The sequence below is a fragment of the Mesorhizobium quangtriensis genome (assembly GCF_040081925.1).
Classification (GTDB): Bacteria; Pseudomonadota; Alphaproteobacteria; order Rhizobiales; family Rhizobiaceae; genus Mesorhizobium_K; species Mesorhizobium_K quangtriensis.
This window is the reverse complement of sequence record NZ_JBEBMF010000004.1, coordinates 518,584-531,712: the sequence shown is the minus strand read 5'-3', so window position 1 is coordinate 531,712 and position 13,129 is coordinate 518,584. Positions and strand designations below refer to the sequence as shown.

At 64.0% G+C, this 13,129-nt stretch carries 14 protein-coding genes; 10 read left to right on the top strand and 4 right to left on the bottom strand.

Features of this window, described 5'->3' with window-relative positions; all coding sequences use genetic code 11:
* Positions 1–45: 45 nt before the first annotated feature.
* Positions 46–1,041 carry a cell division protein FtsX gene (locus ABMA32_RS22100; protein ID WP_349015888.1) on the bottom strand — a complete coding sequence of 332 codons (996 nt, stop codon included), beginning with the start codon at positions 1,039–1,041 and terminating at the stop codon, positions 46–48.
* Positions 1,034–1,693 (bottom strand): cell division ATP-binding protein FtsE, encoded by a 660-nt coding sequence (gene ftsE, locus ABMA32_RS22095; RefSeq protein ID WP_349015887.1) that lies wholly within the window; start codon positions 1,691–1,693, stop codon positions 1,034–1,036. The genes ABMA32_RS22100 and ftsE overlap by 8 nt, the downstream gene beginning before the upstream one ends.
* A 171-nt stretch (positions 1,694–1,864) precedes the next feature.
* Between ftsE and ABMA32_RS22090 the strand changes: the two genes are divergently transcribed.
* The 3 genes from ABMA32_RS22090 to ABMA32_RS22080 all read left to right on the top strand — a co-directional run bounded on the left by ABMA32_RS22090 (position 1,865) and on the right by ABMA32_RS22080 (position 3,817).
* A complete protein-coding gene (locus tag ABMA32_RS22090) occupies positions 1,865–2,503 on the top strand; it encodes a hypothetical protein (RefSeq protein ID WP_349015886.1) in 639 nt (212 codons plus the stop codon).
* A 12-nt stretch (positions 2,504–2,515) separates the two neighbouring features.
* Positions 2,516–3,058 carry a hypoxanthine phosphoribosyltransferase gene (gene hpt / locus ABMA32_RS22085; RefSeq protein WP_349015885.1) on the top strand — a complete coding sequence of 181 codons (543 nt, stop codon included), beginning with the start codon at positions 2,516–2,518 and terminating at the stop codon, positions 3,056–3,058.
* Between the two features lie 135 nt (positions 3,059–3,193).
* Positions 3,194–3,817 (top strand): glutathione S-transferase family protein, encoded by a 624-nt coding sequence (locus ABMA32_RS22080; protein WP_349015884.1) that lies wholly within the window; start codon positions 3,194–3,196, stop codon positions 3,815–3,817.
* Positions 3,818–3,821: 4 nt separating this feature from the next.
* Here ABMA32_RS22080 and ABMA32_RS22075 read toward each other — a convergent pair whose 3' ends face one another.
* Positions 3,822–6,503 (bottom strand): TIGR02302 family protein, encoded by a 2,682-nt coding sequence (locus tag ABMA32_RS22075; RefSeq protein ID WP_349015883.1) that lies wholly within the window; start codon positions 6,501–6,503, stop codon positions 3,822–3,824.
* Positions 6,504–6,660: 157 nt separating this feature from the next.
* Positions 6,661–7,515 (bottom strand): YihY/virulence factor BrkB family protein, encoded by an 855-nt coding sequence (locus ABMA32_RS22070; protein ID WP_349015882.1) that lies wholly within the window; start codon positions 7,513–7,515, stop codon positions 6,661–6,663.
* A 131-nt stretch (positions 7,516–7,646) separates the two neighbouring features.
* Between ABMA32_RS22070 and ABMA32_RS22065 the strand changes: the two genes are divergently transcribed.
* The 7 genes from ABMA32_RS22065 to ABMA32_RS22035 all read left to right on the top strand — a co-directional run bounded on the left by ABMA32_RS22065 (position 7,647) and on the right by ABMA32_RS22035 (position 12,971).
* Complete coding sequence (locus ABMA32_RS22065; protein ID WP_349015881.1) at positions 7,647–8,480, top strand: SDR family oxidoreductase; 834 nt, start codon at positions 7,647–7,649, stop codon at positions 8,478–8,480.
* A 9-nt stretch (positions 8,481–8,489) separates the two neighbouring features.
* A complete protein-coding gene (locus ABMA32_RS22060; protein WP_292765514.1) occupies positions 8,490–8,684 on the top strand; it encodes a twin transmembrane helix small protein in 195 nt (64 codons plus the stop codon).
* A 5-nt stretch (positions 8,685–8,689) separates the two neighbouring features.
* Positions 8,690–9,271, top strand: a complete 582-nt coding sequence (locus ABMA32_RS22055) for a cob(I)yrinic acid a,c-diamide adenosyltransferase (protein ID WP_349015880.1) — start codon at positions 8,690–8,692, stop codon at positions 9,269–9,271.
* Between the two features lie 28 nt (positions 9,272–9,299).
* Positions 9,300–10,070, top strand: a complete 771-nt coding sequence (locus ABMA32_RS22050; protein WP_349015879.1) for a rhomboid family intramembrane serine protease — start codon at positions 9,300–9,302, stop codon at positions 10,068–10,070.
* Between the two features lie 205 nt (positions 10,071–10,275).
* Complete coding sequence (locus ABMA32_RS22045; protein WP_349015878.1) at positions 10,276–11,022, top strand: electron transfer flavoprotein subunit beta/FixA family protein; 747 nt, start codon at positions 10,276–10,278, stop codon at positions 11,020–11,022.
* 24 nt (positions 11,023–11,046) lie between these two features.
* Complete coding sequence (locus ABMA32_RS22040; RefSeq protein WP_349015877.1) at positions 11,047–11,976, top strand: electron transfer flavoprotein subunit alpha/FixB family protein; 930 nt, start codon at positions 11,047–11,049, stop codon at positions 11,974–11,976.
* A 119-nt stretch (positions 11,977–12,095) separates the two neighbouring features.
* On the top strand, positions 12,096–12,971 hold the full coding sequence (locus ABMA32_RS22035) for a 3-hydroxybutyryl-CoA dehydrogenase (RefSeq protein WP_349015876.1): 876 nt from the start codon (positions 12,096–12,098) through the stop codon (positions 12,969–12,971).
* The last annotated feature ends 158 nt before the right edge of the window (positions 12,972–13,129 follow it).

The window sequence follows — 13,129 nt, the reverse complement described above, 5'->3', positions numbered from 1 at the left end:
AGCATGAGTAACGTCGAGTTGAGGCGAATGGTAGGAGCCGCGTCATTATCCCGCATCCGATTGCCGGCTTTCGATGTCCGACAGATAGGCGACGACGGTCAGGTGCGAGGTGGCGGCGGTCAGCATGCCGATCACCACCACGATCAACGCCACGCCGCCATAGCCGCTGAGACCGATGGCGAAATTGCCGAACAGGGCGGTGGCCTGGTCCGCCTCGGGTGTCGCCAGGTTGCGTGACGACCAGAATGAGACGATCAGGAAGACCAGCACGGCCCCGATGCCGCCCGCCGCCGCGCCCTTCATGCCCGTGGCGAGAAAATGCCGGCGGAATTCGCGCGCGATGAAGCGGCCTTCCGCGCCGACAAAATGCAGAACCTCGATGATGTGCCCGTTGCCCGCCATCGCCCCGCGCGTCGCGAAGACGACCGACAGCACCGTTGCCGCCAGCATCAGCACAAGCGCGGCGATGCCGATGGCGACCGTCGTGCGCGCCATGGTCACCAGCCGGTCGACCCACGTGCGGTGATCGTCGAGCGACGCGTGCGGCACCTGCGAGACGATGGCCTCGCGCAGTTTTGCGAAATTCGGCGGATAGTCCTCGTTGATCGTTACGATGATCAGCCTTGGCACCGGCAGTTCGTCGATGTTCAGCCCGCTGCCGAGCCAAGGCTCCAGAAGCCGCGTCGTCGCCGCGCGGTCCACGATGCGCGCGCCTGTGATGCCGGGGAAGCCACGAGCGATCAGCGATGCGCTCTCCAGCGCCGCCTCCATGTCCAGCCCTTCCTCCGGGCGGATCTGGATCGTCGCCTCGCGCGAGATCTGGGCTTCCCAGACCGATGCCGTGTCGCGCACGAGCGACACCACGCCAAGCGTCAGGCAGGACAGGAAGGTCATGATGGCGATGACCGAGACCAGCGCGCGGCCCACGACGTTCTGTGCGGGGACAATCGGCGCCATGCGACGGCGCACGCGCGGCAACGCGACCTCGCTCTCGGCGATGCCGTCCTCCGTGAATGTCGCGCCGGACGTCGTATCAGTCATAGATATCGAGCCTCCCCCCGGAGAGGATCATCCGCCGGGCGTCGACCTGTTCCATGAGGCCGAGATCATGGGTGGCGATCACGACTGCCGTCCCGAGCCTGTTCATCTCGATGAAGAGCCGGAGCAGGCGTCTTGCCAGCGGTGGGTCGACGTTGCCTGTCGGCTCGTCGGCGAGCAGGATTTCGGGCTGCTCGATCAACGCCCTGGCGATCGCCGCACGTTGTTTTTCTCCGCCCGACAATACCGGCGGTACGACGTGCATGCGCTCGCCGAGCCCGACCCATTTCAGGAGTTCTTCGACGTCGTTGCGGTAGCTCGATTCCTCGCGCCCGCGCACGCGCAGGGGCAGCGCCACGTTCTCGTAAGTCGTCAGATGGTCGAGCAGCCGGAAATCCTGGAAGACGACGCCGATGCGCCGGCGAATGAGTGGCAGTTCGCGCCGTGTGATCCGCGAGCGGTCCTTGCCGAAGACCGTGATCAGCCCGCGGGTCGGCTTGAGAGAGAGGAACAGCAGCCGCAGCAGCGATGTCTTGCCCGCGCCCGAAGGGCCGCTCAGGAACTGGAAGGAGCGCGCGGGAATGTCGAAGGAGACGTCGCGCAGGACCTCCGCGCCCATCCCGTATCGCAACCCGACATTTTCGAAACGGATCAAATGCTGGAATACCTTCGTTGCGGCTTCGGCGATCCCGCCGTCCGGCTCCCGACCATCGGACCCGTATGGTTAATCATGGGTTAATTTTGGTCCCGATTGGGGTCGAAGTTGTGAAACTTTAACCATTCCGGTTTACTCCCTGACGACGAACGCTCCACAGGATGCCGCCGGATGGCTGATGATGCGAAGCCACGCGCCGTTTCCGGCGAAATCATGACCGATGGCGTCGCGGCTGGAATGGGCCGGAGCGAACCGTCTGCCGACGTCATCGACGCGGACTACATAAGCCTGCCGCCGGAGGTTGCGGGCGAACTCCGAAAGCCCGCCGAATCGCCTGCCGCAATCAGTTCCGCCGCGCCGGCCGCCGGCATGGACATGCTGCGCAAAGACAAGCCGGCCGGGCCGACCAATCCGGTGCGCGGAGGCCCACTCTTCTGGGCCACGGGAATCGCACTCGTCATCGCTTCATTCTGGGTCTCTGGTGGGCATGCTATTGTTCGGGAGATGACTTCGGCCGGGACGCTGGCCCCGCAGGGCGCGCTCCGCATTTCGGGCGTCACGTCACGCATCGACGGGTCGGGCTCGCGCACGGTCCTGTTCGTCGACGGCGAGGCCGCCAATGACGGCAAGACGACGGAGCACCTGCCGCCGCTGGAGATCGCCGTCACCGGCAACGACGGGCTCGTGACCCGCTACAGGCTGGGGACATCCGGCCGTCCGCTCGCTCCCGGCGAAACATTCGCCTTTTCCAGCCGTCTCGATGCCCCTAAGAACGGAGTGAAGACCGTAACGGTCAGCTTCGCGGAATAGGGAACGACAAGAATGCCTGTTGTCAGGGGCAAGGAGATCGAGGTTCTGTTCTCCGCGTCGGCGATTGCCCGACGCAATCTCGAACTCGCCAAGGAGATCGCAGCCAAGGACTATACCGACCTGCTTGTCGTATCGGTCCTGAAGGGCTCGTTCATCTTCGCCGCCGACCTCATCCGCGCCATGCACGACGTCGGCCTGTCGCCGGAGGTCGAGTTCATCTTCATCTCCAGCTATGGAACGGGCACCACCAGCGGCGAGGTGCGCGTTCTGCGCGACATCGACAACGAGGTGGCGGGTCGCGACGTCCTGATTATCGACGACATCCTGGAGTCCGGGAAGACGCTGAAATTCACGCGCGAACTCCTCCTGTCGCGCGGCGCGAAAAGCTGTTCCGTCGCCGTGCTGCTCGACAAGCGCATGCGCCGCCAGACCGACCTCAACGCTGACTACGTCGCCTTCGATTGCCCCGACTATTTCGTCGTCGGCTATGGCATGGACGTGGCGCACGCCTTCCGCGAACTGCCCTTCGTCGGCATCGTCAAGGCCGACGCCTGAGCGAACCGTCCCCGGCGCGATTTCCACCCGTTCGATTTCCGCCGGGCGAAGGAACCGAAACGTCCTGCATAGGTTCCTGACAGTCAGTTGTCAGGAGGCGTCTGCTAGTGTCCTCCGGCAAACAGGAGGTATCGGATGCTGACGTTCTATCATTGCCCGTGGTCGCGCGGATCGAGCATATTCTGGCTGCTTGAGGAACTGGGCGTTCCCTACGAGATGAAGATCGTGGACATCCGCGCGCCGGGTGGCGTGCCCGAGGACTATCGCGCGATCCAGCCGAACAAGAAGGTCCCGGCGATCGTCCATGACGGCACGGTGGTCACCGAACGCGCCGCGATCGTGCTCTATCTGACGGAAACCTTTCCCGAGGCGGGGCTTGCGCCCAAGCCTGGCGATCCGGATCGCGCCCCGTTCCTGTCCTGGCTTGTTTACGCGGATGCGGTCTACGATCCTGCTATCGCAGTCAAGGCGCATGGTTGGGACTACAAGCCGAGCGATTTCTCATTCGGGTCCTACGAGGACATGGTGCGCCACCTTGAGAAAACGCTGTCGTCGAGACCCTATATCGCCGGCGACCGCTTCACCGCTGCAGACACCCAGATGGGCCTGGGCGTGCACTATGCGATCAATGTGCTCGGGCAGTTGAAGGACAGGCCCGTCCTGGCCGACTACCTGTCAAGGCTCTCGGAACGCCCGGCGTTCAAGCGTTCCTCCGGTAAGGACTACGAATTGGCCCGCGAAGCGGGGATGGCAGGCTGATCCTCTACCGCATCTCCAGCAGGCGTTCGAGGTAGCTGCGCTCCAGTTCTGGACTCAGCGCGTTACCGAGACGCTTGCGAATGGCCTCCAGAATCTGGCGCGCGCGCTGCACGTCGATCTCATCGGGTACCTTGACCGAGTCGCCGAAGTCCGGGCCGGTTGTGGCCCTCGGGCGGCCGAGCGGATCGCGGTCGGCGTTCTGCTGCCGGCCGCCTTCCTGTCCTTGACCCTCCTGGCCCTGTTGAGCCTGCATCATCTGGTTCATCATGTCCTGCGCGCCACGACGCAGCGCTTCCAGCGCGCGACCCTGTTCGCCGACGGCGCGTCCACCATCGCCGCGTCCGAGCGAACCTTCGGCCTGCCCCATCGCCTCACCGGCCTCGCCGAAACCCTCGCCGGGCTGCATTCCCATGCCTTCCATGCCCTTTGTCAGGGCCTCGAGTTCGCTCTGCAGCTGGCCCTGGCCTTCCTGCAACTGGCGCAAGGCTTCGGCAAACTCTTCCGGCGTCATCGGCTGTCCCTGACCCTGCTGCTGGCCCTGGCCTTGCTGGCCTTCTCCAGGCTGCTGGTCCTGACCGTTCTCGCCGCGCTGCTCGGAGCGATCCTGGCCCCGCTGCTGCTGGTCGCGCCGCATCTGGTCCATGCGGAACGTCTCGTTCATCATCTCCTGCTGGCGGCGCATGATCTCGCCGAGCTTGTCCATCTGCTGGCGCATCTCGGAGTTCTGCTGGCCATTCTGGTTCTGCTGCTGGCGGCCCGCCTGCAGGTTGTTCATCATGTTCTGCAACTGCGACAGCAGGTCCTGCGCCTGGTCGCGATTGCCCGACTTCGCCAGGTTCTCGATCTGGTCGAGCATGCGCTGCAGGTCGTTCTGGCGCAGTTCCTGGCTGTTCTGCGGCATCTGCTGCGCCATGTTCGGGTTCTGCATGGCGCGCTCGGCGAATTCGCGCAGGAACTCGTCCATCGCCTGGCGAAGCTCCGACATCAGCTTGTCGATCTCTTCGTCTGACGCGTTGTTCTCCAGCGCCTGCTGCAAGGCTTCCTGCGCCTGGCGCAGGCGGCGCTCGGCGTCGGTGAGGTCCCCGTCCTCTATCGACAACGCCATCTGCCACATATAGTCGGCGACCTCGCGCAGATGCTCGTCGCTCTCGGCCATCACCAGCTTGGTCCGGCCGGTCATGATGCCGAGATAATGCGACGGGTTCTGGATGGTGTCCTCTGGGCGCAGGGTGATCGCGTCGATCAGGTCAATCGCGTCCTGCTTTCGGTTCGCGTCGAGCGAGAAGATCTGGCGATGCTCGACAACAGCGCGCGCCAGCGGGTTGGTGAAGATGCGCGCCGGCATCGTCAGCGTCTTCGTCTCGCTCACGCCTTCCTGACCGGCCGCGTCCTTCACCTTGAGCGTCAGCTTGATCGGCGCGCCCGACCAGACGTGCTCCGTCAGGTCGCGCGCCGTCTTGACGGCCGGTCCCTTGGCGTCGCGGCGCGGCAGCGAAAGCTTCATTTCAGGCGCGGGATAGAGCGGCCGCGCATTGGGGGCGGGCGCTTCCTCCAGCTCGAATTCGGCAAAGGCTTCCGTCGCGCCGTAGTCGTCCTCGACCTCGTAGGCGAGTTCGAGCGCGCCGTTCACCGCGCGCTTGGGCTCGTCGGCGAAGCGGATCACCGGCGCGTGGTCCGGCGTTACCGCGAAAGTCCAGCTGGAAATCTCGCGGTCGCCGGATTTCAGCGTCAGCACGCCGTCGCCGGTCAGCTTGCCGGCAAACTGGCGCGGCGCGCCGGGGACAGTCGGCGACGATGCGGCAGCCTCGGCGTTCGCGCCTTCCGCGGCGGGAGCGCCCTCGGGCTGGAGATCGCGGATATTTCCTTCCGCGTCGGTGAAGGCCAGCGTTTCGGTGCCGGATCCGCCGGTGACGCGCAGCGACAACTCGCTGTTCGCAGGGACCGTATAGAAGGAGAAGGGCGGCGCGTCCGGAGCGGTTGCCTGCGCCTGCGCGCTGTCGCCGGCATTGGGGGTCGTCGTCAGGAACACCGGCGCCTTGCCGGTATAGGCCGGCGGCGTCACCCAGGCGTCGATGCGCGGTGGAACGGTTTGCAGCCAGCTATGCGAACGGAAGCCGTCGCCGAGCCGGCCGCCGAACGGGCCGAATGAGAAGGCAAAGGCCGTCACCAGCAGCAGCGCAACGGCGGCCCGCAGGCCCCATGGGTCACGCTCTGGAACGCGTGTGCGCGGAAGGTCGCCGCCGACATGGTTGAGGCTAGCCGCCATGCGGCGCTGGTGCTCGCGCCACAGCGCATCGCCGAACGGGCTTGCTTCGCCGACGGGACGGTCGGTTTGTACCAGGACGGGCGTATGGGCCAGCTGGTTGGCGCGTTCGATGCGCCGATCGATCTCGCCGGCGGTGGGGCTGCGGTAGAACCGAAGCGGATAGAGCGCGGCGATCCCAGTGATGGCGAAGCCGGCCATGACGACCAGCCGCGCGATGTCGGGAAGGATGCGGAAGACACCGAACCACGAAAGTGTAAGAAACAGGCCGGCGACAAGCAGGATGGGCAGGACAAGCGGCCAGCCGCGTTCGATGATCATCGCGGCCCGCACCACAAGACGCGTTCGCGTCAATGCTGCCTGGGCTGAGGCTTGGCCTGCCTTCGGTTGCGATCTGTTTCCTGCGGCGTCTTGTTCCGTCATCCGCCTTTCCTGCAGCCGCGCGGCGGCGCGACCTTAGCACATGCAACATAGCACCAATCGCGGCAAAGGCGAGGCAGTCGCCAAATCGTGATCGTGCTCCAGACCATTGTTTCTGGGAATGAACGGGGGTCAGAGACTGGCGAGGGGCCCTTGTCCGTCAGCCCGGCACCCGGGCCCTGGCCTCGAAATACCGGCTAATCGCCGCGTTCAGTTCGCCACCGAGGATGAAGATCATCGAGATGATGTAGAGGAAGACGATCGCGACCATGATCGACGCCAGCCCTGCATAGGTCGTCACATAGGACGAGAAATTGTCGAGGTACGTCGCGAAGACGGAAGAGCCGACGAGCCAGCCGACCAGTGTGAAAATTATCCCGGGCAGGATATCAACGAAACGCCGCCGCCCGGCCGGCAGCCAGATGTGGACCGCGAACAGCCCGAGCACGATGACCAGCGAGGCGACTCCAAAGCGCCATATGGTGATCGTGCCGAGGTAGGGTTCTAGCCATTCGAACCTCGCCACGAGCAGCCGTACGATCAGCGGCGCGAAGACCAGGAGCACGCTGATGACCACGCATCCGACGGTCGCGATGAACACGAAGGCGAGGCTCTGGATGCGCCGGCGGATGAAGGATCGGGTCTCCAAAACCCTGTAGGCTCGGTTCAGCGAGGTACGCACTGCCTCGATGCCGTTGGAAGCGAAGAATGCCGCCAACACGACACCGTAAGTGAGGAGGTCGCTGCGCGGGACCGTCAGTACGTTGACGACTTCCTGCGAGATGGGCTCTGCGATCTGCTCCGGCCACGTATCGAACACGATATGGACGATGTCCTCGGCAAAGGTGTCCGCGCCGAGGAAACTTGCCAGTGTCGTTGCGAAGATGAGGAACGGGAACAGCGCCATCAGCGCGCTGATCGCCAGATGCGACGCCATTGACCAGCCGTCATCGTCGTTGAAGTGGCCGAGCGCATCGTAGAGGATACGCTTCAGGGCAACGATCCTGCGCATCATTCAGGCGGCTTCCACCAGGACTCGAATCGTCAACGCCAATGCTCCCGTGGCCTTTCGCGCGTCATTGTCACTTGCCGGCGAATATGGGAAGGGATTTGCGAAAATGGCAAGCTCGGGACAGTGGCAGTTCAATGAGCGCGTTGCGCACGATCATCGTGACGGGAGCATCGTCTGGCATCGGCGCCCACTGCGCCCGCGCCCTGAAAGCCGAGGGCTGGCGCGTTTTCGCCACGGCAAGGAAGCCGGAAGACATCGCGGTGCTGGAGGCGGACGGGATCGAGGCTTTCTATCTCGACTACCGTGAAGTCGACTCGATTGCCCGGCTTGTCGACGAGGTGTTGGCGCGAACCGGTGGCCGGCTCGACGCCCTCTTCAACAACGGCGCCTATTCGCAGCCAGGAGCGGTGGAAGACATCTCCGTCGACGCCCTGCGAGAACAGTTCGAGGCGAATTTCTTCGGCTGGCATGACCTGACGAGGCGCGTCCTGCCCGTCATGCGCGCCCAGGGGCACGGCCGCATAGTCCATTGCTCTTCAATCCTGGGGCTGGCGCCCTTCCGGTTTCGCGGTGCCTATGCGGCGTCCAAATACGCGCTGGAGGGTCTGATGCTCTGCCTCCGGTCCGAACTGCTCGACACGGACATTCACGTCTCGCTGATCGAGCCGGGGCCGGTGAAGTCCAGGATCGCAACTAATGCGCTCGGCTGGTTCCTGAAGAACGTTGACTATGCCAATTCGTCCCACAGGGAGGCTTATCAGGCGCAACTCGACCGGCTCAAGGCCGGCGGCAGCACGTCCAGCCTGAAGCCAGGCCCTGAGGTGGTCCACAAGGCATTGCGTCACGCCCTCCTTTCCTCGAGGCCCCGGCCGCATTATGTGGTGACGTGGCCGGCAAGAATCGGAGCAGCCATGAAGCGCATCCTGCCGGCAGCGATGGTCTATCGCATTCTGGCGGCGCGATCTTAGGAACAGTCTATGTCAACCGTCTTCAACATTCTCGCGCTCGTCGTGATGTTCGCCGTGGTGGTCGTGCTTATCCGTGGCCTTGCCAACATGCTGCGCGGCGGCTCGGGCAACACATCTAACAAGCTGATGCAGATGCGCGTGCTTCTGCAGTTCATCGCGCTGGTGCTGATCCTGCTCGGCGCCTACGCGGCCGGCCGGTTCTGAGCCGCATGGTCAAGCTGAACAAGATCTACACCCGAACCGGCGACGACGGCACAACAGGCCTCGGCAGCGGCGAGCGGCGGCTGAAATCGGACCTCCGGGTAGAGGCCTACGGCACGGTGGACGAGGCCAATTCCTGCATCGGGTTGGCCCGCCTGCATACGGCGCAGTCGCATCCCGACCTCGACGCCATGCTCGGCCGCATCCAGAACGATCTGTTCGACCTTGGCGCGGACCTCAGCACGCCCGACACCGGCAAGAAGCTGGACTACGAGCCGTTGCGCATCATCGCTGCGCAGACGGCGCGCGTCGAAACTGACATCGACGCATTGAACAAGGATTTGCAGCCTTTGCGTTCCTTTGTCCTTCCGGGGGGCTCGCCGGCCTCCGCCGCGCTGCATCTGGCGCGAACAGTGGCGCGCCGCGCCGAGCGCGCCATGGTGGCGCTTGCCCAGGTCAAGGGCGAGCATGTGAATCCCGAAGGCGTCCGCTACATCAACCGGGTGTCCGACTTGCTGTTCGTCGCCGGCCGCGTGGTCAATGACAACGGAAACGCCGACGTGCTATGGGTTCCCGGCAAGAATCGCTAGGATTCGATGAGGGGCAGGCCGCGACAGGATGTTCATTCCGCTCCACGACGCCAACAGCCTCAAGCGCATCCGGCTTCAATACGTCACCATCGGGCTGATCCTCGCCAACGTCATCATCTATTTCCTGACGTCCTTCAGTTCCGAACAGGCGCAGATCGCCACCGTCTATGGCCTAGGCTACATCCCGTCGGTGGTATTCGACACCGTCGACCTGCCTCCCGACCTGGAACTCGTCCCGGAAGACCTGACATACATCTCCTACGCCTTTCTGCACGGCGACATCTTCCACCTTGGCGGCAACATGCTGTTCCTGTGGGTCTTCGGCGACAATGTCGAGGACGCGCTCGGTCATGTGAAGTTCCTGATCTTCTATCTTCTCTGCGCGATCGCCGGCGCTCTGCTGCATGGGCTTGTGGCGCCGGACTCGCAGGTGCCTTTGATTGGCGCGTCCGGGGCCATTGCCGGCGTCGTGACCGCCTACCTGATCCTGCATCCGCGCGTGAAAATCTGGATCCTGGCTTTCGCCCGCATTCCGCTGCGCATTCCGGCCTATATCGCGCTCGTCATGTGGATCCTGTTCCAGTTTGCCATGTTCGGGATCGCAGGCGAGGAGCAGATATCCTGGGCCTGCCATGTCGGCGGCATCATCGCGGGCGCGATCCTTGTCGTCATCCTGCGCAGCCGCGACGTGCCGCTCTTCGACCGCGAGATCGTCACGCCGCATGCCGTGGTGGTGAAACAGCCGAGCGCGGTGCGCCCCGTGGAGGCCGAACCGTCGCCACGCTGGGGACGGCAGTAGCATCTGTCCGAACTGAACCGATTTGACGCATTCCACGATATTGACGCCCGCAGCCGCCCAAACTAGGGTCCGCGCGATTTTGGGCCGGTAAAGCCCGGAAACCGCAACAAAAGTCTATTTTAGCGCCAGGAATGTCGGCTAGCGACAACCGAGCCGGACGCGGCGCTGCTACACGCGCCACAAACCTACGGAGAGGCATCAAGCAATGAAGGTTCTGGTCCCGGTCAAGCGGGTTGTCGACTACAACGTCAAGATCCGCGTCAAGGCGGACGGTTCGGGCGTCGAGCTTGCGAATGTTAAGATGTCGATGAACCCGTTCGACGAGATCGGGGTCGAGGAAGCGATCCGGCTGAAGGAAGCCGGCAAGGCAGACGAGATCGTTGTGGTGTCGATCGGTCCGGCGCAGGCCGCCGAGACGCTGAGGACGGCGCTTGCGATGGGCGCGGACCGCGCCATCCTGGTGAAGGTCGACGATCTGGTGGAGCCGCTTGGCGTCGCCAAGGTGCTGAAGGGTGTCGTCGAGGCGGAGAAGCCGGGCCTCGTCATCCTCGGCAAGCAGGCCATTGACGACGACGCCAACCAGACCGGTCAGATGCTTTCGGCGCTGCTCGGCTGGAGCCAGGCGACGTTCGCCTCCAAGGTCGAGATCGAGGGCGACAAGGCCAAGGTGACGCGCGAGGTCGACGGCGGCCTGCAGGTGGTCGAGGTGAAGCTGCCGGCGATCGTGACGACGGATTTGCGCCTCAACCAGCCGCGCTATGCCTCGCTGCCCAACATCATGAAGGCGAAGAAGAAGCCGCTGGACGAGAAGACGGCTGCCGACTTCGGCGCCGACGTGTCGCCGCGCCTGAAGGTTGTGAAGACCGAAGAGCCGGGCGGTCGCAAGGCTGGCGTGAAGGTCAAGGACGTGGCCGAACTGGTGTCGAGCCTCAAGACCGCCGGCATCCTGTAAGCGATAGGGATAGGGAACAAGACAATGGCAATTCTCCTCATCGCCGAACATGACAACCAGAGCCTGTCGGACCAGACGGCCAAGGCGCTTTCGGCTGCACAAAAGATCGGTTCCGACATCGACGTGCTGGTCGCCGGCAACGGCGCGAAGGCAGCTGCGGACGCCGCCGCCAAGCTCTCTGGTGCGCGCAAGGTTCTGCTCGCCGAAGCTCCGGCGCTGGAAAACCGCCTCGCCGAGCCGCTGGCGGCGACCATCGTCAGCATAGCCGGCAACTACGACACGATCATCGCGCCGGCCACGACCTCGGGCAAGAACGTCATGCCGCGCGTCGCCGCCTTGCTCGACGTCGCCCAGATCTCCGAAATCGTCGAGGTCGTCTCTGCCGACACGTTCAAGCGCCCGATCTATGCCGGCAACGCCATCCAGACTGTGCAGTCCACCGACGCCAAGAAGGTGATCACCGTGCGCACGGCCTCCTTCCCGGCTGTTGCCGAGGGTGGTTCGGCCGTGGTCGAGGCCGTCAACGCCGCTGCCGATCCCGGCCTGTCCTCCTTCGTGGAGAACAAGTTGTCGGCCTCCGAGCGTCCGGAGTTGACCTCCGCCAAGATCATCATCTCGGGCGGCCGCGCCCTCGGTTCATCGGAAAAGTTCCAGGAGGTCATCCTGCCCGTGGCCGACAAACTCGGTGCCGCCGTTGGCGCGTCACGCGCCGCAGTCGACGCCGGCTACGCGCCGAACGACTGGCAGGTCGGGCAGACCGGCAAGGTCGTCGCGCCCGAACTCTACATTGCGGTCGGCATCTCCGGCGCGATCCAGCATCTGGCCGGCATGAAGGACTCGAAGGTCATCGTCGCCATCAACAAGGACGAGGAAGCCCCGATCTTCCAGGTCGCAGACTACGGCCTCGTCGGCGACCTCTTCACCATCCTCCCGGAACTCGAAAAGGCGCTTTGACGCTTTCGGCAGGCTTGTATTAAATTCATGAGGGCCGGGGTGGACGAAGCCACCCCGGCCCTTTAGTTTGTGCGCTGCACAAAAATGGGCGAGAACAAGCCCGACACGGGATCAGGAAAATGGCGATCGAGACTGTTGGCATCATCGGCGCGGGGCAGATGGGCTGCGGCATCGCGCAGGTCAGCGCGGCATCCGGCTACCAGGTCATGCTCTACGACATTTCGGCAGACCGCGTGGAAAAGGGACTGGCCACGATCAGCGGCAACCTCGCGCGCATGGTGTCGTCAGGCAAGTTGACCGAGGAGGCGCGCCAGGACGCGCTGTCACATATCTCGCCAGCAACCGAGCTTGGCGCGCTGGCTTCGTGCGATCTCGTGATCGAGGCCGCCACCGAGGACGAGGCCGTCAAGCGCAAGATCTACGCACAGCTCTGCCCGCATCTGAACCCGCAGGCGATCCTCGCCACCAATACCTCGTCCATCTCCATCACGCGGCTTGCCGCGGCGACAGACCGGCCGGAGCGCTTCATGGGCGTGCACTTCATGAACCCGGTGCCGGTGATGAAGCTCGTCGAACTGGTTCGCGGCATCGCCACCGACGACACGACCTTCGAGGCCGCACGTGTTTATGCAGCAAGGCTCGACAAGACCGTCACCGTGTCGGAGGATTTCCCGGCCTTCATCGTCAACCGCATCCTGCTGCCGATGATCAACGAGGCCATCTACACGCTCTACGAGGGCGTGGGCAGCGTCGAAGCCATCGACACGGCGATGAAGCTTGGCGCCAACCACCCGATGGGTCCGCTGCAGCTTGCGGACTTCATCGGCCTCGACACCTGCCTGTCGATCATGCAGGTCCTGCATGACGGACTGTCGGATTCCAAGTACCGACCCTGTCCGCTGTTGGTGAAGTATGTCGAGGCCGGCTGGCTCGGGCGCAAGACTGGCCGCGGCTTCTACGACTACCGCGGCGAGCATCCGGTGCCGACGCGGTAGTAGCAGACTTCCGCTTTACGCTTCAGGACGCTCTCTTTCTCGGCGCTGGCTTCTTGTTCGCGCCGCGCTTGGCCAGCTTGCCGTTAGCCAGCAGCCCTTCGGCTATTGCGATGTCCTTGGCGAACAGTTACGCCCAGGACTTGCCGAACCCGGCTCGG